The 23,194-nt window shown below is 68.7% G+C and carries 20 protein-coding genes; 2 read left to right on the top strand and 18 right to left on the bottom strand.

What is annotated here, in order from left to right; translation table 11 throughout:
* Positions 1-8: 8 nt before the first annotated feature.
* From rpsS to AC1DIW_RS01590, 9 genes are all read right to left on the bottom strand, one after another.
* On the bottom strand, positions 9-290 hold the full coding sequence (rpsS, locus tag AC1DIW_RS01630; RefSeq protein WP_141823434.1) for a 30S ribosomal protein S19: 282 nt from the start codon (positions 288-290) through the stop codon (positions 9-11).
* 15 nt (positions 291-305) lie between these two features.
* On the bottom strand, positions 306-1,142 hold the full coding sequence (gene rplB, locus AC1DIW_RS01625; protein ID WP_442279679.1) for a 50S ribosomal protein L2: 837 nt from the start codon (positions 1,140-1,142) through the stop codon (positions 306-308).
* 28 nt (positions 1,143-1,170) lie between these two features.
* Positions 1,171-1,470 (bottom strand): 50S ribosomal protein L23, encoded by a 300-nt coding sequence (gene rplW, locus AC1DIW_RS01620; protein WP_142176968.1) that lies wholly within the window; start codon positions 1,468-1,470, stop codon positions 1,171-1,173.
* A complete protein-coding gene (gene rplD / locus AC1DIW_RS01615; protein ID WP_442279678.1) occupies positions 1,467-2,102 on the bottom strand; it encodes a 50S ribosomal protein L4 in 636 nt (211 codons plus the stop codon). The genes rplW and rplD overlap by 4 nt, the downstream gene beginning before the upstream one ends.
* Positions 2,099-2,752: a 50S ribosomal protein L3 gene (gene rplC, locus AC1DIW_RS01610; protein ID WP_026864145.1), complete on the bottom strand. Its 654-nt coding sequence runs from the start codon at positions 2,750-2,752 to the stop codon at positions 2,099-2,101. The genes rplD and rplC overlap by 4 nt, the downstream gene beginning before the upstream one ends.
* Before the next feature lie 11 nt (positions 2,753-2,763).
* Positions 2,764-3,072, bottom strand: coding sequence for a 30S ribosomal protein S10 (gene rpsJ / locus AC1DIW_RS01605; protein ID WP_009775966.1), 309 nt, complete (start codon positions 3,070-3,072; stop codon positions 2,764-2,766).
* 332 nt (positions 3,073-3,404) lie between these two features.
* Complete coding sequence (locus tag AC1DIW_RS01600; protein WP_478106242.1) at positions 3,405-3,803, bottom strand: thiol-disulfide oxidoreductase DCC family protein; 399 nt, start codon at positions 3,801-3,803, stop codon at positions 3,405-3,407.
* 70 nt (positions 3,804-3,873) lie between these two features.
* Positions 3,874-5,178, bottom strand: a complete 1,305-nt coding sequence (locus AC1DIW_RS01595; RefSeq protein ID WP_478106241.1) for a M18 family aminopeptidase — start codon at positions 5,176-5,178, stop codon at positions 3,874-3,876.
* Positions 5,179-5,201: 23 nt separating this feature from the next.
* Positions 5,202-5,990, bottom strand: a complete 789-nt coding sequence (locus AC1DIW_RS01590; protein WP_478106240.1) for a hypothetical protein — start codon at positions 5,988-5,990, stop codon at positions 5,202-5,204.
* Between the two features lie 62 nt (positions 5,991-6,052).
* Between AC1DIW_RS01590 and AC1DIW_RS01585 the strand changes: the two genes are divergently transcribed.
* A complete protein-coding gene (locus AC1DIW_RS01585; protein WP_478106239.1) occupies positions 6,053-6,805 on the top strand; it encodes a DUF2785 domain-containing protein in 753 nt (250 codons plus the stop codon).
* Positions 6,806-7,064: 259 nt separating this feature from the next.
* Here AC1DIW_RS01585 and tuf read toward each other — a convergent pair whose 3' ends face one another.
* From tuf to rpoB, 7 genes are all read right to left on the bottom strand, one after another.
* Positions 7,065-8,261 carry an elongation factor Tu gene (tuf, locus tag AC1DIW_RS01580; RefSeq protein ID WP_020143252.1) on the bottom strand — a complete coding sequence of 399 codons (1,197 nt, stop codon included), beginning with the start codon at positions 8,259-8,261 and terminating at the stop codon, positions 7,065-7,067.
* A 103-nt stretch (positions 8,262-8,364) separates the two neighbouring features.
* Positions 8,365-10,482 (bottom strand): elongation factor G, encoded by a 2,118-nt coding sequence (gene fusA, locus AC1DIW_RS01575; RefSeq protein ID WP_478106238.1) that lies wholly within the window; start codon positions 10,480-10,482, stop codon positions 8,365-8,367.
* A 131-nt stretch (positions 10,483-10,613) separates the two neighbouring features.
* A complete protein-coding gene (gene rpsG / locus AC1DIW_RS01570; protein ID WP_030194180.1) occupies positions 10,614-11,084 on the bottom strand; it encodes a 30S ribosomal protein S7 in 471 nt (156 codons plus the stop codon).
* Positions 11,084-11,458 carry a 30S ribosomal protein S12 gene (rpsL, locus tag AC1DIW_RS01565; protein ID WP_020143255.1) on the bottom strand — a complete coding sequence of 125 codons (375 nt, stop codon included), beginning with the start codon at positions 11,456-11,458 and terminating at the stop codon, positions 11,084-11,086. Before rpsL ends, rpsG begins: the two co-directional genes overlap by 1 nt.
* Positions 11,459-11,830: 372 nt before the next feature.
* Positions 11,831-12,466: a hypothetical protein gene (locus AC1DIW_RS01560; RefSeq protein ID WP_478106237.1), complete on the bottom strand. Its 636-nt coding sequence runs from the start codon at positions 12,464-12,466 to the stop codon at positions 11,831-11,833.
* 94 nt (positions 12,467-12,560) lie between these two features.
* Positions 12,561-16,457, bottom strand: coding sequence for a DNA-directed RNA polymerase subunit beta' (locus tag AC1DIW_RS01555; protein WP_442279671.1), 3,897 nt, complete (start codon positions 16,455-16,457; stop codon positions 12,561-12,563).
* Between the two features lie 136 nt (positions 16,458-16,593).
* Positions 16,594-20,076 carry a DNA-directed RNA polymerase subunit beta gene (gene rpoB / locus AC1DIW_RS01550; protein WP_442279670.1) on the bottom strand — a complete coding sequence of 1,161 codons (3,483 nt, stop codon included), beginning with the start codon at positions 20,074-20,076 and terminating at the stop codon, positions 16,594-16,596.
* Between the two features lie 499 nt (positions 20,077-20,575).
* Between rpoB and AC1DIW_RS01545 the strand changes: the two genes are divergently transcribed.
* Entirely contained in the window at positions 20,576-21,058 is a 483-nt protein-coding gene (locus AC1DIW_RS01545; RefSeq protein WP_478106236.1) for a DUF4282 domain-containing protein, read from the top strand.
* A gap of 73 nt (positions 21,059-21,131) precedes the next feature.
* On the opposite strand, the gene AC1DIW_RS01540 is transcribed toward AC1DIW_RS01545, so the two are convergent.
* Positions 21,132-22,142, bottom strand: a complete 1,011-nt coding sequence (locus AC1DIW_RS01540; protein ID WP_478106701.1) for an agmatine deiminase family protein — start codon at positions 22,140-22,142, stop codon at positions 21,132-21,134.
* A gap of 50 nt (positions 22,143-22,192) precedes the next feature.
* Positions 22,193-23,155, bottom strand: coding sequence for a nitrilase-related carbon-nitrogen hydrolase (locus AC1DIW_RS01535; RefSeq protein WP_442279668.1), 963 nt, complete (start codon positions 23,153-23,155; stop codon positions 22,193-22,195).
* Positions 23,156-23,194 lie beyond the last annotated feature (39 nt).

Here is a 23,194-nt window from a genome sequence, read left to right as displayed (position 1 = left end):
GATGGCCATCAGCGACGACGACCCTTCTTGTCGTCCTTCACGTGACCCTTGAACGTGCGGGTCGGCGCGAACTCGCCGAGCTTGTGGCCGACCATCGACTCGGTGACGAACACCGGGACGTGCTTGCGGCCATCGTGGACGGCGAAGGTGTGGCCGAGCATGTCCGGGCTGATGACCGAACGGCGCGACCAGGTCTTGATGACGGTCTTGGTGCCCGCTTCGTTCTGGGCGTCCACCTTCTTCTGAAGGTGGTCGTCGATGAAGGGGCCCTTCTTCAGGCTACGAGGCATTCCAAAGGCTCCTTATCAGCGCTTCTTGCCAGTACGGCGGCGACGCACGATGAGCTTGTCGCTTTCCTTGTGTCCCTTGCGGGTCCGGCCCTCGGCCTGACCCCACGGGCTGACGGGGTGACGTCCACCGGACGTCTTGCCCTCACCACCACCGTGCGGGTGGTCAACCGGGTTCATGGCGACACCACGGACGGTCGGGCGCTTGCCCTTCCACCGCATGCGGCCGGCCTTGCCCCAGTTGATGTTGCTCTGCTCGGCGTTGCCCACCTCGCCGACGGTCGCGCGGCAGCGCGCGTCGACGTTGCGGATCTCACCGGACGGCATACGCAGCTGGGCGTAGGGGCCGTCCTTGGCGACGAGCTGCACGCGAGCACCCGCGGAGCGGGCGATCTTGGCGCCACCACCGGGCTTGAGCTCGATCGCGTGAACGACCGTACCCACGGGGATGTTGCGCAGCGGAAGCGAGTTGCCCGGCTTGATGTCGGCCGCGGGGCCGTTCTCGATCGGGTCGCCCTGCTTCATCTTGTTCGGGGCCAGGATGTAGCGCTTCTCGCCGTCGGCGTACTGGACGAGCGCGATGCGCGCGGTGCGGTTCGGGTCGTACTCGATGTGAGCGACCTTGGCCGGCACGCCGTCCTTGTCATGGCGACGGAAGTCGATGACGCGGTAGGCGCGCTTGTGACCGCCACCGATGTGGCGCGTCGTGATGCGACCGGCGTTGTTGCGGCCACCCGTCTTCGACAGGGGGCGCACCAGCGACTTCTCGGGGGTGGAACGCGTGATCTCGACGAAGTCGGCGACCGACGAGCCACGACGGCCCGGCGTGGTCGGCTTGTACTTACGGATACCCATGTTCGTGTGTCCTTATCCTTCGTCGATCTCAGGCGCCCGCACCGAAGATGTCGATCGAGCCCTCGCGGAGGGAGACGATCGCACGCTTGGTGTCCTTGCGCTTGCCGAGGCCGAATCGGGTGCGACGGGTCTTGCCCTGGCGGTTCAGGGTGTGGACCTTGTCGACCTTGACGTTGAAGATCGCCTCGATGGCGATCTTGATCTCCGTCTTGTTCGCACGGGGGTCGACGATGAAGGTGTACTTACCCTCGTCGAGCAGACCGTAGGACTTCTCGGAGACGACCGGCGCGATGAGGATGTCGCGGGGGTCCTTGGTGTGGATGCTCACTTGGTGGCCTCCTTGTCGGCCTTGTCGGCCTTCACGGGACCGGCGACGAACGCGTCGAGGGCGGCCTGGGTGAAGACGATGTCGTCGGCGCACAGGACGTCGTACGTGTTGAGCTGGTCGGCGACCAGCACGTGGACGTTCTGCAGGTTGCGGACCGACTTGAACGCCACCTCGTCGCCGCGCTCGAGCACGACGAGCAGGTTGGGACGCTCGGTCAGACCGGCGAGCAGCGCGGCGGCGTCCTTCGCCGAGGGCAGGTCGCCCGAGACGATGGAGTCGACGACGTGGATGCGGTCGAAGCGGGCCCGGTCGGAGAGGGCACCGCGCAGGGCGGCCGCCTTCATCTTCTTGGGGGTGCGCTGCGAGTAGTCACGCGGCTGCGGGCCGTGGACGACGCCACCGCCGGCGAACTGCGGTGCGCGGGTCGAGCCCTGACGGGCGCGGCCGGTGCCCTTCTGGCGGTACGGCTTGCGCCCACCGCCGCGGACCTCGCCGCGGGTCTTGGTCGAGTGCGTGCCCTGACGAGCAGCCGCGAGCTGGGCCACCACGACCTGGTGGATCAGCGGGACGTTGGTCTGGACGTCGAAGATCTCGGCGGGGAGGTTCTGCGTCTTGGTTGCCATGTCGTTCATGCACCCTTCGCAGCCGTGCGGATCAGGACGATGCCACCGCGGGGGCCGGGAACGGCACCCTTGATGAGCAGCAGGCCCTTCTCGGCGTCAACGGCGTGGATCTGGAGGTTCTGGGTCGTCTGGCGAACGCCACCCATGCGACCAGCCATGCGCATGCCCTTGAAGACACGGCCCGGGGTCGAGCAGCCGCCGATGGAGCCCGGCTTGCGGTGGTTGCGGTGGGCGCCGTGCGAGGAGCTGACACCGTGGAAGCCGTGACGCTTCATGACACCGGCGAAGCCCTTGCCCTTGGTCGTGCCCGTCGCGTCGACGCGCTGGCCGGCCTCGAAGGACTCGGCCGTGATCTCCTGGCCGAGCTCGTAGTCGGCGGCGTCGGCCGTGCGGAGCTCGACGAGGTGACGGCGCGGCGTGACGCCGGCCTTCTCGAAGTGGCCGCTCATGGGCTTGTTCACCTTGCGGGGGTCGATCGCACCGAAGGCGATCTGGACCGCGGAGTAGCCGTCGGTCGCGTCGGCGCGCACCTGCGTCACGACGCAGGGGCCGGCCTTGACCACGGTCACGGGGACGAGCTTGTTGTCTGCGTCCCACACCTGGGTCATGCCGAGCTTCTCGCCGAGCACGCCCTTCACGTTCTTCTGAGCAACAGTCATCGCGGGCCGCCTCAGAGCTTGATCTCGATGTTGACGTCCGCCGGCAGGTCGAGACGCATCAGCGAGTCGACGGCCTTGGGCGTCGGGTCGATGATGTCGATGAGGCGCTTGTGCGTGCGCATCTCGAAGTGCTCGCGGCTGTCCTTGTACTTGTGCGGCGACCGGATGACGACGAAGACGTTCTTCTCCGTCGGCAGCGGGACGGGGCCCACCACGGTCGCGCCGGCGCGCGTCACTGTGTCAACGATCTTCCGCGCCGAGTTGTCGATGACCTCGTGGTCGTACGACTTCAGCCGGATGCGGATCTTCTGTCCCGCCATCTGATGAACGTCTCTCTCTCGCTTCTGACTACCGGTTCCCTTGGCCATCCGACCCCCGAGGTCGGGCGTGTCGCGCCCGCTTCGCGGTGAAAGGTGCGCACCTGAGTGCCACTTCTCGTGTGGATTGCCCGGCCGAACCGGGTAACTTGCGCTTCCCTCGGGCCTCCGAGAGGAGTCCGGGCGAGTCCCCGTCAGGAGGCTCTCAAGGGGCGGCGCCACCGACATGGGTCAGCGACGCGCGTCAAGCAACCTGAACAGTGTGCCAGAGCGCGCACCGCACTATCAAATCGAGGCGAGGTGGACGCGCAGGGTCGGCGAGGTGGCGCGTCGCGTCAGGCGAGTGGGCGGGCGCAGGCCGCGGTGCCGCCCGGCAGCTGGTGGCGGTGGGCGGCGATCCAGCGGTACGCGCGCCCCGCCAGCCACGAGATCCCGGGCGCCTCGAGGAGGTGGCCGAGCGGCCGCCAGGCCGGGGCCCCGTGCGTCACGGCACTGGCGATGGCCCGGTGGCCAGCCCGGATCGAGCCGTCCGCGGTGATGAACTGGGCCGCCTCGTCGCAATCCTGCTCCGTCAGCCCCACGGCCGCGAGGTCGAGCTCCTGCCACGGCCGCACGTCGTAGCGGCCGCGCCGGTCGACCCAGCGCCCGAGCAGCTGGACGCTGCGCGTGCAGAAGCCGCAGTCGGCGTCGTAGACGAGAGTGGGCCGGGTCGGGACGAAGAGCGTGGTCTCCACGACCCCATCCTCGCACCCGTCGTGCGCCCGACTGCGTCGACCTGCTGGCGTATGCCGTGGGGCGGGCCCCTCAGGCCGGGGCGAGGAACGCGCTCAGCGCGCCGGCATACATCGCGGGGTCCTCGGCGCCCATGAGCTCGCGCGTGCTGTGCATCGACAGCATGGCCGCCCCGAAGTCGACGGTGGTGGCGCCCGTGAGGGAGGACGTGACCGGGCCGACGGTCGAGCCGCACGGCAGGTCGCTGCGGGTGACGAAGGTCTGCATCGGGACACCGGCCTGCTCGCAGGCCAGCCGGAACGCCGCGGCGCCGACGGAGTCCGTGGCGTAGCGCAGGTTGGTGTTGACCTTGAGCACCGGGCCGCCGTTGACGAGGATCTGGTGCAGCGGCTCGTGGCGATCGGCGTAGTTGGGGTGCGTCGCGTGGCCCATGTCACCGGAGGCGATGACGGTCCCCGCGAGGGCGCGCCAGTAGTCGTCGCGGCTGCCCCCGCCCGCGGCGACGATGCGCTCGAGGACCGACGGCAGCAGCGTCGAGGTGGCACCGCGCTCGGACGTGCTGCCGATCTCCTCGTGGTCGAAGAGGACGAGGACGGGGACGTGTGCGGGCTCGGTGGCCACGGCGTCCAGGAGGGCCCGGACACCCGCATACGACGTGGCGAGGTTGTCGAGGCGCGGCGCGGCGATGAGCTCGCGTGCCCGCCCCAGCCTCGTCGACGGCTGGATCGGGTGCGTCATGACGTCCCAGGACAGGACGTCCTCGCGGGCGACGCCGACCTGCTCGGCGAGGTAGCCGACGAAGTCGCCGGGCTCGCCGCCGACGCCCCACAGCGGCTCCATGTGGGCCTGCTTGTTGAGCGTGAGCGCCTCGTTCTGGGTGCGGTCGAGGTGGATCGCGAGCTGGGCGACCCGCAGCAGCGCGTCGCGGCCGTGGAAGGTGCGCGACTCGACGCCGTCCCTCCCCCGAACGGCCACCCGACCGGCGAGGCCGAGGTCACGGTCGAGCCAGGAGCTGAGGATGAGGCCGCCGTAGGGCTCGATCCCGAGCAGCTGCCAGCCGGCCCGCGAGTGGTCGGGATTCGGCTTGACCCGCAGGTTCGGGCTGTCGGTGTGCGCCCCCACGACGCGGAACCCCGCGGCCGGTCCGGCCCCGGCGCCGTGCGCGCCGGTCGTGTCCCAGGCGATGAGCGAGCCGCCGCGCACGAGGTAGCGCCGCCCCGGCTCTGTCGGCCACGGCTCGGTCTCGACGACCTCGGTGAAGCCCTCCGCGGCGAGGCGGGCTGCAGCCTGCTCGCACGCGTGGAACGGGGTGGGAGAGGCGTCGACGTAGTCGATCAGGCCCTGGGCTTCGGTGTCGGTGTCGAACGAGTGCGCCATGGCCCCCGACCCTATCCGTCCGGTCAGACCGGTCTCAGACTGGCCAGCATCTCGCGCAGGAGCGAGTCGGCGGAAGCCTCCGTCGTCGCCGTCACCGTGAGGAAGCTGACGTGGCCGGCGTGCTCCACGGCGAGAGAGCGGGTGTGGGTGACGAACGAGCCCATCGGCAGGCGCGACTCTGCGACGATCGCGGGACCGAGCGGCGTCGTCACCCGGTCCACCCGCACGACGTTCGCGCCGACGGACTCGAGCTGCGCGCGCAGCTCGTCCGGGCTCAGCAGCTGCGACACGGGCGTCGGGATGACGGAGATGTTGTCCGCCGTCCCCCGCGGCCCCATGACCATGACCTCCATCGCGCTGCCGACCCGCTGGAGGTACTCGTCGACGGACAGGCCGGACCGCGCCGCCAGGTCCTTGGCCTGGTCGGGCAGGGCCGCGCCTCCCGCGCGCAGCGCCCGGGAGGGGTCGAAGGCCTGCCATCCGGCAGGCACCTCGAACGACAGCCCGGCCTGCACCGCAGTGACCCTGCGCCCGACGAGGAGCGGGACACCCGCGGTCGCGGGGGTGGTGGGGGCGGTCGACATCCCATCCGCCGACGGTGAGGCCGTCGGCTGGACCGACACGGGACCCGACGAGATCACGCGGGAGGGCGCCGGCGGGCTCGGCGCCGTCCCGGCCGGTGCGGCCAGGGCCGACCCTCCGGCCTTCGAGCACGCCGCGGTCGACAGGAGCAGCAGGACCGAGCAGACGCCGACGGCCAGGCGCAGCGCCCGCCCTCGCGAAGATCCGGCCGGCTCCCCTGTCGACGTCATGCGCAAGTCATACGGCATCGGCCCTGCCAGGGCAACGTCCGCACCGGTGGCAGGATCCACCCATGCCCGACACCGACCTCCGCTCTCTCGTCGACGACCTCGCCTCCCCCGACCCCGCGGTCCGGGACGACGGGGCGTATGCCACCCTGACGCGCCTCGTGCGCGACGGTGACCTCACCGTGGACGACCGGTCCTGGCTCGGGGACGCGATGGTCCAGCGGCTGCGCCACGAACGGGCGGAAGCCCGCTCCTTCGCGCCCCTCGTCCTCGCTTCGCTCGTGGCGGTCGGCGATCTCGACGAGGCCTGGATCCCGGCCGTGACCCGCTGGTTCTGCAACGAGCAGGACCTGCGCGGGCACGATCCGGAGCTGGGGTGGGTTCACACCGTCGCGCACGGCGCCGACTTCTTCGGCGCGTGCGGGGCCGCCGGCGTCGGGGACCCGGCCGCCCTGCTCGACGCCCTCGTCCGGCGGATGGTCGAGCCCACCGGCTTCGTGTGGCGCGACCAGGAGGAGGACCGGCTCGCGTGTGCCATGGCCCTGGTGCTCGCGCGTGACGACGTCGACGCGCCGACGGCCGTCGGGTGGCTCGACCACGTCGGCCGCCTCTTCGCGTCGGGCTCCCCCGGCCCCGTCCCACCCGCGGCGAGCAACACGATGCGGACCCTGCGCTCGCTGCACGTCGCCCTCGGCGAGCAGCCGCTCCGCCGCGGCGAGCCTGTCATCGTCCAGCACGGCGAGCTCGTGCGCACGCAGGTCGCAGCCGTCCTCCACGGGGTCACCCCGTGGTCCTGGCGCCCCCGCGTAGGAAAGTGAGCACTCGACAGGAAGGGAGCGCGCGGCATACGAGAGGGAGCGGGACGCCCGAGGTGGGGAGCGGCATCGGAGGCGGCCGACGGCATACACAAGCAGGGACGCTGGAAGCGGCCGCCGACGCTCTCGCCGCGAGCCGCCTCGCCCGTTCCGCGACGACGCGGAGCGGGACCGCGGCCGCGGGGTGCACGCGGAAGGGCCCGCCCCGCCGAAGCGGAACGGGCCCTACCGATGAAGCTGGTGCTGCAGGTGCAGCGTCAGATCACTTGATGATCTTCGTGACGCGACCGGCGCCGACCGTGCGGCCACCCTCACGGATGGCGAACTTGAGGCCGTCCTCCATGGCGATCGGCTGGATGAGCTCGACCGTCATGTCGGTGTTGTCGCCGGGCATGACCATCTCGGTGCCCTCGGGCAGGTGCACGACACCCGTCACGTCCGTCGTACGGAAGTAGAACTGCGGACGGTAGTTGTCGTAGAACGGCGTGTGACGGCCGCCCTCGTCCTTCGAGAGGATGTAGACCTGAGCCTCGAAGTCCGTGTGCGGGGTGATCGAGCCCGGCTTGCAGATGACCTGCCCGCGCTCGACGTCCTCGCGCTTGGTGCCACGAAGGAGCAGACCGACGTTCTCACCCGCGCGACCCTCGTCGAGGAGCTTGCGGAACATCTCGACGCCCGTGACGGTCGTCTTGGCCGGCGGGCCGGTGTGGATGCCGACGATCTCGATCTCCTCGTTGACCTTGAGGATGCCGCGCTCGATACGACCGGTGACGACGGTGCCACGACCGGTGATCGTGAAGACGTCCTCGACGGGCATGAGGAACGGCTTGTCGACGTCGCGCTCGGGCTCCGGGATGGAGTTGTCGACGGCGTCCATGAGGTCGAGGACCGACTGGCCCCACTTCTCGTCGCCCTCGAGCGCCTTGAGCGCCGAGACCTGCACGACAGGAAGGTCGTCACCCGGGAACTCGTACTGCGACAGGAGCTCACGGACCTCCATCTCGACGAGCTCGAGGATCTCCTCGTCGTCGACCATGTCGGCCTTGTTGAGCGCCACGACGATGTAGGGGACGCCGACCTGGCGGGCCAGGAGGACGTGCTCCTTCGTCTGCGGCATGGGGCCGTCGGTGGCGGCGACCACGAGGATCGCGCCGTCCATCTGAGCCGCACCCGTGATCATGTTCTTCACGTAGTCAGCGTGGCCCGGGCAGTCGACGTGGGCGTAGTGACGACCCTCCGTCTGGTACTCGATGTGCGCGATCGAGATGGTGATACCGCGCTGGCGCTCCTCGGGAGCCTTGTCGATGTCCTCGAACGCGAACTGGGGGTTCAGGTCGGGGTACTTGTCGTGCAGAACCTTGGAAATCGCAGCCGTCAGCGTCGTCTTGCCGTGGTCGATGTGACCGATGGTGCCGATGTTGACGTGCGGCTTGGTCCGCTCGAACTTTGCCTTCGCCACTGTGGTCCTCCTCAGGACTTTCTCGTGTTACGCCGTACGACCAGGGCAGGACGTGGCGCGATGGGGTGGTTTCCGATGGAAGAGACTACGGGATGTCCCGCAGTCACTCCCCGCGGGTCTTCTTGATGATCTCCTCGGCAACGGCCTTGGGGACCTCTGCGTAGGAGTCGAACTCCATGGAGAAGCTCGCGCGACCCTGCGTCTTGGAGCGCAGGTCGCCGACGTAGCCGAACATCTCGGACAGCGGGACGAGGCCCTTGACGACCTTGGCACCGCTGATGTCCTCCATGCCCTGGATCTGGCCACGGCGGGAGTTGATGTCACCGATGACCTCGCCCATGTAGTCCTCGGGCGTACGGACCTCGACGGCCATCATCGGCTCGAGCAGGACCGGGTCCGCCTTCCTGATGGCCTCCTTGAGCACCATCGAGCCGGCGATCTTGAACGCCATCTCCGAGGAGTCGACGTCGTGGTAGGCGCCGTCGTTGAGCGTCGCACGGATACCCACGAGCGGGTAGCCGGCGAGCACGCCGTACTGCATGGCGTCCTGGATACCAGCGTCCACCGACGGGATGTACTCACGCGGGACACGGCCACCGGTGACGCCGTTGACGAACTCGTACATCGAGCCGTCCTCGGTCTCGCCCAGCGGCTCGAAGCTGACCTGGACCTTGGCGAACTGGCCAGAGCCACCGGTCTGCTTCTTGTGCGTGTAGTCGTACTTGAGGACGGGACGACGGATCGTCTCGCGGTAGGCCACCTGCGGCTTGCCGACGTTGGCCTCGACCTTGAACTCGCGCTTCATGCGGTCGACGAGGATGTCGAGGTGCAGCTCGCCCATGCCGGCGATGATCGTCTGGCCGGTGTCCTCGTCGTGGTGGACCTGGAAGGTCGGGTCCTCCGCCGAGAGCTTCTGGATGGCCGTGCCGAGCTTCTCCTGGTCACCCTTGGTCTTGGGCTCGATGGCGACCTGGATCACCGGGTCGGGGAAGGTCATCGACTCGAGCACGATCTGCTCGTTGAGGTCCGACAGGGTGTCGCCGGTCGTCGTGTCCTTGAGGCCGATGGCCGCGTAGATGTGGCCGGCCATGGCCTCCTCGACGGGGTTCTCCTTGTTGGCGTGCATCTGGAAGAGCTTCCCGATGCGCTCCTTGCGGCCCTTGGTCGAGTTGATGACGCTCGTGCCCGAGCTGATGTGGCCCGAGTAGACGCGGATGAAGGTCAACGTGCCGAAGAACGGGTGCGTGGCGACCTTGAAGGCGAGAGCCGAGAACGGCTCGTCCTTGCTGGGTGCACGCGTCAGCTCGACGGTCTCGTCGCCGGGCTTGTGGCCGATCATCGGGGGCACGTCGAGCGGCGACGGGAGGTAGTCGACGACGGCGTCGAGCATGGGCTGAACGCCGCGGTTCTTGAAGGCGGAGCCACAGAACACCGGGTAGAGCTCGGAGTTGACCGTGAGCTTGCGGATGCCGCCCTTGATCTCCTCCGGGGTCAGCTCCTCGCCACCGAGGTACTTCTCCATGAGCTCGTCGTCGGACTCGGCGACGCGCTCGACGAGTGCCATGCGGTACTCCTCGGCCTTGGCCTGCAGGTCCGCCGGGATCTCGGCGATCTCGTACTTGGCACCCATGGTCACGTCGCCCTTGGCGTCGCCGGGCCACACGAGGGCACGCATGTAGACGAGGTCGATGACACCGAGGAAGTCGTTCTCGGCACCGATCGGGAGCTGCATGACGAGCGGCTCCGCGCCGAGGCGGTCCTTGATCGTCTGCACGGTGAAGTAGAAGTCCGCGCCGAGCTTGTCCATCTTGTTGACGAAGCAGATGCGCGGCACGTCGTACTTGTCGGCCTGACGCCACACCGTCTCGGACTGGGGCTCGACGCCCTCCTTGCCATCGAACACGGCAACGGCACCGTCGAGGACGCGCAGCGAGCGCTCCACCTCGACCGTGAAGTCGACGTGCCCGGGGGTGTCGATGATGTTGACCTGGGTGCCTTCCCAGAAGGAGGTCACGGCGGCAGACGTGATCGTGATGCCGCGCTCCTTCTCCTGCTCCATCCAGTCGGTCGTCGACGCACCGTCGTGGGTCTCACCGATCTTGTGGTTGACACCGGTGTAGAAGAGGATGCGCTCCGTCACCGTGGTCTTCCCAGCGTCGATGTGCGCCATGATGCCGATGTTGCGGACCTTCTTGAGGTCCGTCAGGACGTCGAGTGCCACGTCAGGTTTCTCGTCTCATTCGTCGTGTAGTGAATCTAGGGGCGCCGGGGGCCGCGTCTCGTGACGGGCGGGCGCGTGCCCGGTCGGTATGCCGTGGAGCGAGCTCCCCGGCATACCGACCGGACCGCTGGTCACCAGCGGTAGTGCGCGAAGGCCTTGTTGGACTCGGCCATCTTGTGGGTGTCCTCGCGGCGCTTGACAGCGGCACCGAGGCCGTTGCTCGCGTCGAGGATCTCGTTCATGAGGCGCTCGGTCATCGTCTTCTCGCGACGCTGCCGCGAGTAGCCGACGAGCCAGCGCAGGGCGAGCGTGGTCGAGCGGTTGGGCTTGACCTCGATCGGCACCTGGTAGGTCGCGCCACCGACGCGACGGCTCTTGACCTCCATGGCCGGCTTGACGTTGTCGAGCGCACGCTTGAGCGTGGCGACGGGGTCGGTGCCGGTCTTCTGGCGGCAGCCCTCGAGGGCGCCGTAGACGATCGTCTCGGCGATCGACTTCTTGCCGTCGAGGAGGATCTTGTTGACGAGCTGCGTGACGAGCGGGCTGGAGTAGACCGGGTCGACGACGAGCGGGCGCTTCGGAGCGGGTCCCTTACGAGGCATCAGCTCTTCTCCTTCTTCGCGCCGTAACGGCTACGAGCCTGCTTGCGGTTCTTGACACCCTGGGTGTCGAGCGTGCCGCGGACGATCTTGTAACGCACACCCGGAAGGTCCTTCACACGGCCACCGCGCACGAGCACGATCGAGTGCTCCTGCAGGTTGTGGCCGACGCCGGGGATGTAGGCCGTGACCTCGATGCCGCTGGAGAGGCGCACGCGGGCGACCTTCCGAAGGGCAGAGTTCGGCTTCTTGGGGGTGGTGGTGTACACGCGGGTGCACACACCGCGGCGCTGGGGCGAACCCTTGAGCGCCGGGGTCTTGGCCTTGCTGGCCTTGTCCTGGCGGCCCTTGCGGACCAGCTGGTTGATGGTAGGCAACCTGGTTACTCCATAACGTTGCTCGTGGTCAGGCGTCCGGCAGGACGCTCCTTGGCTGTTCGGCTCCTCGACCCCCGAGGTCGGGCGTGTCGGAACCGGTTCTTTCCCCTGCACTCCCCTGCTGCGCCGGCTGCCGGAAGGCGGTCGGTCGACAAGGTTGCCCGGCGAAAGGTGTGCTCTGGACCGCAGTGATGTCTCGTCCGCGAGGAGCGGGCGGACAGGGCACCGAGGCCGTCATCGCGCATGCCTGAATGCGTGTCTCAGACACAGTGTTCAAGCGTACCGGGGCGCGGCACGCCGACCAAATCGGTGAGACCGGCCCTGACGGGGCTGATGAGGTATGCCGGGGGCCGTGACCCGCGGCCGGCCCCCTCAGCCGAGCCGCCAGTCCCCGGCATACATGTGCAGCACGGGCACGCCGAGCGTCTCGCGGGCCTTGGAGGCCCAGTCCGTGTGGAAGGTGTCCTCGACCGCGTGGGGCTCGGTGACGACGACGACCTCGGAGGCGCCGAGGCGCGTGACCTCCTCGCGGAGGGTCGGCAGGGGGTCGTCGCCGGTGATCTCCCCCGTTGCCACCACCGCGTGCGCCTCGAGCTCGGCCAGGGTCGTCGCGAGGGCGGTGTGCGCGTCGGCGTGCGCCTCCGTGCGGTCGACCGGCTTCAGGGCGTCGAGCGCCTCGCGCATCTCGAAGAGGCTGAGGTGGTCGAGGAACTCGGAGAGCATGTTGCGGTCGGTGTCGGCGGGGACGAGGACCCGGTACGTCGGGGCCTCGTCCTGGTGCAGGGCGATGATCTTGTCGACGTCGACCGGCTTGAGCGCCTCCTCGGTGAGGACGATGATCGCCGGCGCGGGGCCGCCGTCGACCTGCTCGCCCTGCCCGGAGGTGCCGGGGTGGCCGCTCTGGCTGCTCTGGCCGCTCTGGTGGGTCGGCTCGCTCGACTCCCTCGGCGCGGCGGTCAGGTCGTCGCGCTCGGGCGCGGTGGGCACGTCGGCCGTGGGCTCGGTCATGTCCCCACCCTATCGAGGCGCGCAGACGTCCCGGAACGCCGCTGGGCCGGCTCCCCCGAAGGGAAGCCGGCCCAGCGGCATACGGCAGGTCCGGTCAGAACTGGTCGAGACCGAGGGCCTCGTCGTCCAGACGGATGGCCTCGCCGGTGCCCGAGCCGAAGCCTGCGTAGTCGTAGGCGTCGTAGCTCGGCAGCGAGTACATCGCGGCCTTGGCCTCCTCGGTGGGCTCGACCTTGACGTTCCGGTAGCGGGGCAGGCCCGTGCCGGCAGGGATGAGCTTTCCGAGGATGACGTTCTCCTTGAGGCCGAGCAGCGGGTCGGACTTGGCCTCCATGGCGGCCTGCGTGAGCACGCGGGTCGTCTCCTGGAAGGACGCGGCCGACAGCCACGACTCGGTCGCGAGCGAGGCCTTGGTGATGCCCATGAGCTCGGGACGACCGGCAGCCGGACGGCCACCCTCGGCCATGACGCGACGGTTCTCGTCCTCGAAGCGACCACGCTCGGCGAGCTCGCCGGGCAGCAGGTCGGCGTCGCCGGCCTCGATGATCGTCACGCGACGCAGCATCTGGCGCACGATGACCTCGATGTGCTTGTCGTGGATCGACACACCCTGCTGGCGGTAGACCCGCTGCACCTCGTCGACGAGGTGCTTCTGGGCCGCGCGCGGGCCGAGGATGCGAAGGACCTGCTTGGGGTCGATCGCGCCCTGGACCAGCTTGGTGCCGACCTCGACGTGGTCACCGTCGGCGACGACGAGGCGCGAGCGCTTGCTCACCGGGTAGGCGTGCTGCTCGGAGCCGTCGTCCGGCGTGAGCAGGATGCGACGCGCCTTGTCGGTGTCCTCGATCTCGACGCGACCGGTGGCCTCGGCGATCGGGGCGACACCCTTGGGGGTGCGCGCCTCGAACAGCTCGACGACACGCGGCAGACCCTGGGTGATGTCGTCGGCCGCAGCCGCACCACCCGTGTGGAAGGTACGCATCGTCAGCTGCGTGCCGGGCTCACCGATCGACTGGGCCGCGATGATGCCGACGGCCTCGCCGATGTCGACGAGCTTGCCCGTGGCGAGCGAACGGCCGTAGCAGGCGGCACAGGTGCCGACCTTGCTGTCGCAGGTGAGGACCGAACGGATCCGCACCTCGTCGACACCGGCCGCGTAGAGCGCGTCGATGACGACGTCACCGAGGTCGATGCCGGCGACGGCGAGGGTCTCGCCGTCGACGACGACGTCCTCGGCCAGCGTGCGGGCGTAGACCGAGGCCTCGACGACCTCGCTCGGCGCACGCGTGCCCGTGGTCTCGTTGACCTGGGCGATCGGCAGCTTGAGGCCACGCTCGGTGCCGCAGTCGTCCTCACGGATGATGACGTCCTGCGACACGTCGACGAGACGACGGGTCAGGTAGCCCGAGTCGGCGGTACGGAGCGCCGTGTCGGCCAGACCCTTACGGGCACCGTGCGTCGAGATGAAGAACTCGAGCACCGTGAGGCCCTCACGGAAGTTCGCCTTGATCGGGCGCGGGATGATCTCGCCCTTCGGGTTGGCCATCAGGCCTCGCATGCCGGCGATCTGACGGATCTGGAACCAGTTACCACCAGCACCCGAGGACACCATCCGGTAGATGGGGTTCGTGCGCGGGAAGTTGGTCTCCATCTCCTTGGCGACCTGGTTGGACGCCTGGGTCCAGATCTCGACGAGCTCCTGACGACGCTCGTCATCGGTGATGAGACCGCGCTCGTACTGCGTCTGGACCTTGGCGGCCTTGGTCTCGTAGCCCTCGAGGATGTTCGTCTTGTTGTCCGGCGTCGTGACGTCGGAGATCGCGACGGTGCAGCCCGAGCGGGTGGACCAGTGGAAACCGGCCTCCTTCAGGGCGTCGAGGGAGGCAGCGACCTGGACCTTGGAGTAGCGCTCCGCGAGGTCGTTGACGATCGCCGAGAGGCGCTTGCGGTCGACCGGACGGTTCTCGAACGGGTAGTCGAGCGGCAGCGTGTCGTTGAAGATCGCGCGGCCGAGCGTCGTCTCGAGCGTGATGCTCTTGACGATGCCGTCCTCGGCGGCCTCGACACCCTCGGGCAGCTCGAAGCCGGCAGGGGGCACGGCGTCCGTCAGGCGCAGCTTGATCGCCGAGCCGAGCAGGATCTCGCCACGATCGAAGGCCATGCGGGCCTCGGACGGGGACGAGAACGCGCGGCCTGCACCCGGGCCGCCACCGTCGACGGCGTCGGTCAGGTGGTAGATGCCGGTGATCATGTCCTGGGTCGGCATGGTCACGGGGCGACCGTCAGCCGGCTTGAGGATGTTGTTGCTCGACAGCATGAGGATGCGGGCCTCGGCCTGCGCCTCCGCCGACAGCGGCACGTGGACGGCCATCTGGTCACCGTCGAAGTCGGCGTTGAAGGCCGAGCAGACGAGCGGGTGGATCTGGATGGCCTTGCCCTCGACGAGCTGCGGCTCGAACGCCTGGATACCGAGACGGTGCAGCGTGGGTGCACGGTTGAGCAGCACCGGGTGCTCCGTGATGACCTCTTCGAGGACGTCCCACACGACCGGGCGGGCACGCTCGACCATGCGCTTTGCCGACTTGATGTTCTGCGCGTGGTCGAGGTCGACCAGGCGCTTCATCACGAACGGCTTGAACAGCTCGAGCGCCATCTGCTTGGGCAGACCGCACTGGTGCAGCTTCAGCTGCGGGCCGACGACGATGACCGAACGGCCGGAGTAGTCGACGCGCTTGCCGAGCAGGTTCTGGCGGAAACGACCCTGCTTGCCCTTGAGCATGTCGGACAGCGACTTGAGCGGACGGTTGCCGGGGCCCGTGACCGGGCGACCACGACGGCCGTTGTCGAAGAGGCTGTCGACGGCCTCCTGGAGCATGCGCTTCTCGTTGTTGACGATGATCTCGGGGGCACCGAGGTCGAGGAGGCGCTTCAGGCGGTTGTTGCGGTTGATGACGCGACGGTAGAGGTCGTTGAGATCCGACGTCGCGAAGCGGCCACCGTCGAGCTGCACCATCGGGCGCAGGTCCGGCGGGATGACCGGGATCGCGTCGAGGACCATGCCCGACGGGTGGTTCGTCGTCATCTGGAAGGCGTTGACGACCTTGAGGCGCTTGATGGCGCGGGTCTTCTTCTGGCCCTTGCCGGTGGCGATGATCTCCTGGAGGAGGTCCGCCTCGGCGTCGAGGTCGAAGGACTCGAGGCGCTTCTGGATCGCCGCGGCGCCCATGCCGCCCTCGAAGTACAGACCGAAGCGGTCACGCATCTCGCGGTAGAGGATCTCGTCGCCCTCGAGGTCCTGGACCTTGAGGTTCTTGAACCGGTCCCAGACCTGCTCGAGGCGCTCGACCTGCTGGTCGGCACGCTTGCGGATGTTGTTCATCTCGCGCTCGGCCTGGTCGCGGACCTTGCGCTTCGCGTCGGCCTTGGCACCCTCGGCCTCGAGCTCGGCGACGTTGCGCTCGAGCAGCTGCGCGCGGGACTCGACGTCGGCGTCGCGGCGGTTCTCGATCTCCTTCTTCTCGACCTGGATCTGCGCCTCGAGCGACGGCAGGTCAGCGTGACGCTGGTCCTCGTCGACGGACGTGATCATGTAGGCCGCGAAGTAGATGACCTTCTCGAGGTCCTTCGGGGCAAGGTCGAGCAGGTAGCCGAGGCGGCTCGGCACACCCTTGAAGTACCAGATGTGGGTGACGGGGGCGGCGAGCTCGATGTGGCCCATCCGCTCACGGCGCACCTTGGCGCGCGTGACCTCGACGCCACAGCGCTCACAGATGATGCCCTTGAAGCGGACACGCTTGTACTTGCCGCAGTTGCACTCCCAGTCCCGGGTGGGGCCGAAGATGCGCTCGCAGAACAGGCCCTCCTTCTCGGGCTTGAGCGTGCGGTAGTTGATGGTCTCGGGCTTCTTGACCTCGCCGTGGCTCCACTGGCGGATGGATTCCGCGGTGGCGAGGCCGATGCGCAGCTCGTCGAAGAAGTTGACGTCGAGCACGTGGTTCCTTCTCTCGTAACTCTCGTTAAGTCTTTGGTCTGAGTGGTCTGGGTCCGTATGCCGTGTGCCCGTTACCGGGCAACGCGGGCTTTCCGGGGGGGACCCGGGGGGCGAAGCCCCCCGGGCGTTGGCCTTCTCAGACCTCTTCGACGCTGGACGGCTCACGCCGGCTCAGGTCGATGCCGAGCTCCTCCGCTGCGCGGAAGACCTCTTCGTCGGACTCCTTCATCTCGATCGTCGTGCCGTCGCTGCTCAGGACCTCGACGTTGAGACACAGGGACTGCATCTCCTTGAGGAGGACCTTGAACGACTCCGGGATGCCCGAGTCGGGGATGTTCTCGCCCTTGACGATGGCCTCGTAGACCTTCACGCGGCCGGGAACGTCGTCCGACTTGATCGTCAGCAGCTCCTGGAGCGTGTAGGCGGCGCCGTACGCCTCGAGGGCCCAGACCTCCATCTCACCGAAGCGCTGGCCACCGAACTGGGCCTTACCGCCGAGCGGCTGCTGGGTGATCATCGAGTAGGGGCCCGTCGAGCGAGCGTGGATCTTGTCGTCGACGAGGTGGTGGAGCTTGAGGATGTACATGTAGCCGACCGCGACGGGCTCCGGGAACGGCTCGCCGGAGCGGCCGTCGAAGAGGCGCGTCTTGCCCGAGGCGTCGATGAGGCGAACCCCGTCGCGCGTCTTGAGCGTCGAGTCGAGCAGACCCGTGACGACGTCCTCGGAGGCACCGTCGAAGACCGGCGTCGCCACGCGCGTGCCCGCAGGGGCCTCGTGCGCGTCGGGCGCGATCTCCTTGGCCCACTCCGGGCTGCCCTCGATCTTCCAGCCGCGCGAGGCGGCCCAGCCGAGGTGCAGCTCGAGGATCTGGCCGAGGTTCATACGACGCGGCACACCGTGCGGGTTGAGCACGACGTCGACCGGCGTGCCGTCCTCGAGGAAGGGCATGTCCTCGACCGGGAGGATCTTGGAGATGACACCCTTGTTGCCGTGGCGGCCGGCGAGCTTGTCACCGTCGGTGATCTTGCGCTTGTTGGCCACGTAGACGCGGACGAGCTGGTTGACACCGGGCGGCAGGTCGTCGCCCATGTCTGCCCGGAACTCCTTGACACCGATGACCGTGCCGGTCTCGCCGTGGGGCACCTTGAGGCTCGTGTCACGGACCTCGCGCGCCTTCTCACCGAAGATGGCGCGCAGCAGGCGCTCCTCCGGCGTCAGCTCGGTCTCACCCTTGGGCGTGACCTTGCCGACGAGCAGGTCGCCGTCGCGGACCTCGGCGCCGACGCGGATGATGCCGCGCTCGTCGAGGTCGGCCAGGACCTCCTCGGAGACGTTCGGGATGTCCCGGGTGATCTCCTCGGGGCCGAGCTTGGTGTCACGGGCGTCGACCTCGTGCTCCTCGATGTGGATCGAGGAGAGGACGTCGTCCTGGACCAGGCGCTGGCTGAGGATGATCGCGTCCTCGTAGTTGTGGCCCTCCCACGACATGAACGCGACGAGCAGGTTGCGTCCGAGCGCCATCTCGCCACCCTCGGTCGCGGGACCGTCGGCGATGACGCCGCCGGCCTCGAGACGGTCGCCCTCGTTGACGACGACGACCTGGTTGTAGCTCGTGCCCTGGTTGGAGCGCGCGAACTTGGCGATGCGGTACGTCTGGTAGGTGCCGTCGTCGTTGGCGACGGTGACGAGGTCAGCCGACACCTCCTGCACGACACCGGCCTTCTCGGCGCGGACGACGTCGCCCGAGTCGAGGGCGGCGCGGAACTCCATGCCGGTGCCGACGATGGGCGCCTCGCTCTTGACGAGCGGGACGGCCTGACGCTGCATGTTCGCGCCCATGAGGGCACGGTTGGCGTCGTCGTGCTCGAGGAACGGGATCATCGCGGTCGCGGCGGACACCATCTGGCGCGGCGAGACGTCCATGTAGTCGACCTCGTCGCCGGGGACGAGCTCGACCTCTCCACCCTTGGTGCGCACGAGCACGCGGTCCTCGGTGAAGTTGTTCTGCTTGTCGAGCGGCGCGTTGGCCTGGGCGACGACGTAGCGGTCCTCCTCGTCGGCGGACAGGTAGTCGATCTCGTCGGTGACGTGACCGTCACGCACCTTGCGGTACGGCGTCTCGATGAAGCCGAACGCGTTGATGCGACCGTAGGACGCGAGCGAGCCGATGAGGCCGATGTTCGGGCCTTCCGGGGTCTCGATCGGGCACATGCGGCCGTAGTGCGACGGGTGGACGTCTCGGACCTCCATCTGGGCGCGGTCACGGGAGATACCACCCGGGCCGAGCGCGGACAGACGACGCTTGTGCGTCAGACCCGCGAGCGGGTTGTTCTGGTCCATGAACTGCGAGAGCTGCGACGTGCCGAAGAACTCCTTGATCGAGGCCACCACGGGGCGGATGTTGATCAGGGTCTGCGGCGTGATCGCCTCGACGTCCTGCGTGGTCATGCGCTCACGGACGACGCGCTCCATGCGGGACAGGCCGGTGCGGACCTGGTTCTGGATGAGCTCGCCGACGGAGCGCAGGCGACGGTTGCCGAAGTGGTCGATGTCGTCGACCTCGACGCGCACGTCGATCTCGTCGCCGTTCTTGACGCCCTTCATCGAGTCCTGGCCGTCGTGCAGCGTGACGATGAACTTGATCGTCTTGACGATGTCGTCGATCGACAGGGTCGAGTCGTTGATCGAGGCGTCGAGACCGAGCTTCTTGTTCACCTTGTAGCGGCCGACCTTGGCGAGGTCGTAGCGCTTGCCGTTGAAGTAGAGGTTGTCGAGCAGCGTCTGCGCGGCCTCCTTGGTCGGCGGCTCGCCCGGGCGCAGCTTGCGGTAGATGTCGAGCAGCGCGTCGTCCTGGCCCTGGGTGTGGTCCTTCTCCAGGGTGAGGCGCATCGACTCGAACTCGCCGAACTCCTCGAGGATCTGGGCCTCGGTCCAGCCGAGGGCCTTGAGGAGCACGGTGACCGACTGCTTGCGCTTGCGGTCGACGCGGACGCCGACCATGTCGCGCTTGTCGATCTCGAACTCGAGCCAGGCACCGCGGCTCGGGATGATCTTGGCGGTGTAGATGTCCTTGTCGGACGTCTTGTCGGGCGTGCGCTCGAAGTACACGCCCGGGCTGCGGACGAGCTGCGAGACGACGACACGCTCGGTGCCGTTGATGATGAAGGTGCCGCGCTCGGTCATGAGCGGGAAGTCGCCCATGAAGACCGTCTGGCTCTTGATCTCGCCCGTCTGGGCGTTCATGAACTCGGCGGTCACGAAGAGCGGCGCGTCGTACGTCTGGTCGCGCTCCTTGCACGACTCGATCGTCTTGCGGGTCTCCTCGAAGCGGTGGTCGCGGAACGACAGCGACATCGAGCCGCTGAAGTCCTCGATCGGGGAGATCTCCTCGAAGATCTCCTCGAGCCCGGACCGGTCCGGGACGTCGGTGCGTCCCTCGGCCTTGGCCGCGGCGACGCGAGCCTGCCAGCGCTCGTTGCCGAGCAGCCAGTCAAAGCTCTCCGTCTGAAGCGCCAGGAGGTCGGGGACCTCGAGTGGTTCGCGAATCTTCGCGAAGGACAGACGCCCCGAAGGGGTCTGTGCGGTGGACATGTTCGTCGCAGTACGCGAGGCAGCCAAGGAGGGTCCTTCCACGGGCCTTTTTCGAATCTTCAGATCCGCGTTGCCGCATGGCTCCGCTCGCGGGTCCCGAGGTCATGCCGAATGCCGTGAGGCAATGGGGAGTGGCCTGACCGAGGTCGCGAAGGATGGGCATGGGCAGCGCAAAGGCCTAGCCTACCCACAAAGGGCAGGAGTGTCCAGCCGGGTCAAGGAGCGGAGGTCGTCCGACGAGGGGCCACCCGGTCTCGAAACGACCGACTGCCCTCGACGTGACCTGCCACGCCCCCTGGACCGGGAGCTCGCGATGCGAACGCGACGAATATGGCCCTCCGCGGGGCTGGCGTCAAGACCCACCCCTGTGCAGGCGCGTCGCCGCGCCCCGCGCGGCCGGTGTCGGAGCCCGCTGACCTGCAGGAACACGCCCGGTGGACGCGCTGTTCCGGGGGCAGCGGCACGGCGCCGTCCTAGCATGAGGCACGCCAGCGATCCGTTGACGACTCCTTCCGAGAGGGAAGCCATGTCCGATCCCAACCCGCCCGAGCAACCGTCCTTCAACCGCCCGGTCGGCGGCGACCCGACCACCCCGCTGCCGAGCAGCCAGCCCACGGCACCCGCTCCCGGCGCAGGCAGCACCCCTCCCCCACCGCCGCGGGTCCCCGTGGCCCCGCCCGCCGGGTCCGGCGGCATGTCGAGCCTGCCCGACCCCGCGAGGGAGGGCGCCGGCTTCTTCGCCGCACTCTTCGACTTCAGCTTCACCAACTTCGTCACGCCGATCCTCGTGCGCTTCGTCTACGTGCTCGCGACGGTCGCCCTCGCTGTGACCTGGCTCATCTTCGTCATCGCCGGCTTCGCGAACAGTCTCGGCGCGGGCCTCGGCGCCCTCATCCTCGGGCCGGTCTTCGTCGTGATCTACCTCGCCGTCATCCGGATGACCCTCGAGTTCTACCTCTCGGTCGTGCGCATGAGCGAGGACATCCACAAGCGCCTCCCCCAGGCCTGACCGGCCACCCCCGTCCCGATCGAAAGAGCAGTTCGTCCGGGCCTTGACGGCTTCGGACGAACTGCTCCTTCGATCAGAGGGCGGGCTGCTGCTGGGTGATGCAGTGGATGCCTCCGCCGCGGTCGAAGAGCGGACGCGCATCGACACCGACCACGCGACGCCCCGGGTATGCCTCGCCGAGGATCCCCAGGGACGCGTCGTCCTGCTCGTCACCGAACGAGCACGCGATGACGCCGTCGTTGACGACGAGGTGGTTGATGTAGGACCAGTCGACCGGCCCCTCCGCGTCGGCGAGGGTCCGCGGCGCTGGGACGCCGACGACCTCGAAGCGCTCGCCCCGAGCGTCGCGGGCGTCCTCGAGGAGCTCACGCAGCTCGCGCGAGACGGCATGGTCGGGGTGCGACGGGTCCCGCTGCTCGTGGAGCAGCACGACTCCGGGGCTCGCGATCGTCGCCACGATGTCGACGTGACCGCGGGTGCCGAACTCGTCGTAGTCGCGGGTCAGACCCCGTGGCAGCCACACGCACGACGTGACGCCGATGGTGCGGGCGAGCTCTGCCTCGACGTCCGCTCGGGTCAGTCCCGGGTTGCGACCCGGGTCGAGCTGCACCGTCTCGGTGAGCAGCACGGTGCCCAGCCCGTCGACGTGGATGCCGCCCCCCTCGTTCACGAGCGACGAGCCGATGACCTCGGCGCCGCTCAGGCCGCCGACGAGGGCGCCGATGCGCGCGTCGTGCTCCCAGGTGGCCCACGACTGGGCGCCCCAACCGTTGAACACCCAGTCGACCGCTCCCAGGCGCGTGCCGTCCGCCGACCGGACGAAGGTCGGGCCGATGTCACGCATCCACGCGTCGTCCAGGGCGGCCGGCACGAGCTCGACGTCCGGGTGCAGGTGCTCCCGGGCCACGGCGACGTCTCCGGGGACGACGACCATGCGGACCGGCTCGAACTGCACGACCGCGTTCGCGACAGCGGCCCAGGTGCGACGAGCGGTGGCCACCTCGTCCGGGGTGTCACCGAGCGTGTAGCCCTGGCTGGGCCACGCCATCCACGTGCCCTCGTGGCGATCGGTCTCCGACGGCATACGCCAGCCGGCCGGGCCGGCCGCGTCCCCCGGTGCCGAGACGGCGTCGGTCACTGCCCCGCCTCGTGACGGTGCTCGTCACGCACCGGGGCCGTCAGGGCTGCATACGAGTCCGGCCGGCGGGTCGAGAGGAACGGGAAGAGCTCGAGCCAGTCACGGCGCTGCGCGAGGTCGAGGTCCGCGACGAGGACGGCCGCCTCGTCGCGTGGTGCCTGGACGAGGATCCGGCCGTAGGGGTCGGAGATGAACGAGCTGCCGTAGAAGGTGATGAGGCCCTCGGTGCCGAAGCGGTTGGGCACGACCATGAACAGGCCGTTGGCGATGCCGTTGCCGACGATGACCTGCTGCCACAGCGGCTGGGTGTCGAAGGCGGGATGGTCGGGCTCCGAGCCGATGGCGGTCGGGTAGCAGAGCACCTGGGCGCCGGCCAGGGAGTAGAGCCGGGCCACCTCGGGGAACCACTCGTCCCAGCACGTCGGGAGCCCGAGCCTGAGGGACGGGTCGCCAAGCGCGACAACGGGATACGCGTCATCCGGGGGTCCGGGACGGAAGTACTTGTCCTCGTAGTAGCCGGCGGTGACAGGGATGTGGGTCTTGCGGGTCCGCGCCACGACCTCACCGCTGGGGGCCACGACGACGGCGGTGTTGAAGCCCAGCCCGTCGCCCTGGTCGGCACGTTCGTAGAGGGAGGCGTGGACATGGACCCCGAAGTCGCGAGCAGCGGCTCGGGCGAAGCTCACCGTCGGGCCGGTGTCCAGGTCCTCGGCAGTGGCCGACGGGGTGCCCTCGGGCAACGTGTCGGCCGGGTAGCGGGACAGCGTCAGCTCGGGCAGGAAGACGATCGAGGCGCCGGCCTCGGCCGCCGTGCGGATGCCGTCCCGGAGCGTCTCGACGAGGGCGTCGGGATCGTCGACCCACTCGTGCTGGACGAGGCCGACCCGCACGGGGGCCGTGTCGGGCTGCTGGACTCGGGCGAGGGACTCTGGGACGCCATTGGCCTGGAGAAGCTTCACAGCAGGAAGTATGCACCCACGGGAGCTCACGGCCCTGGC

The organism is Terrabacter sp. 01T434 (genome assembly GCF_056398545.1).
This window is presented reverse-complemented; position numbering and strand designations above follow the sequence as displayed.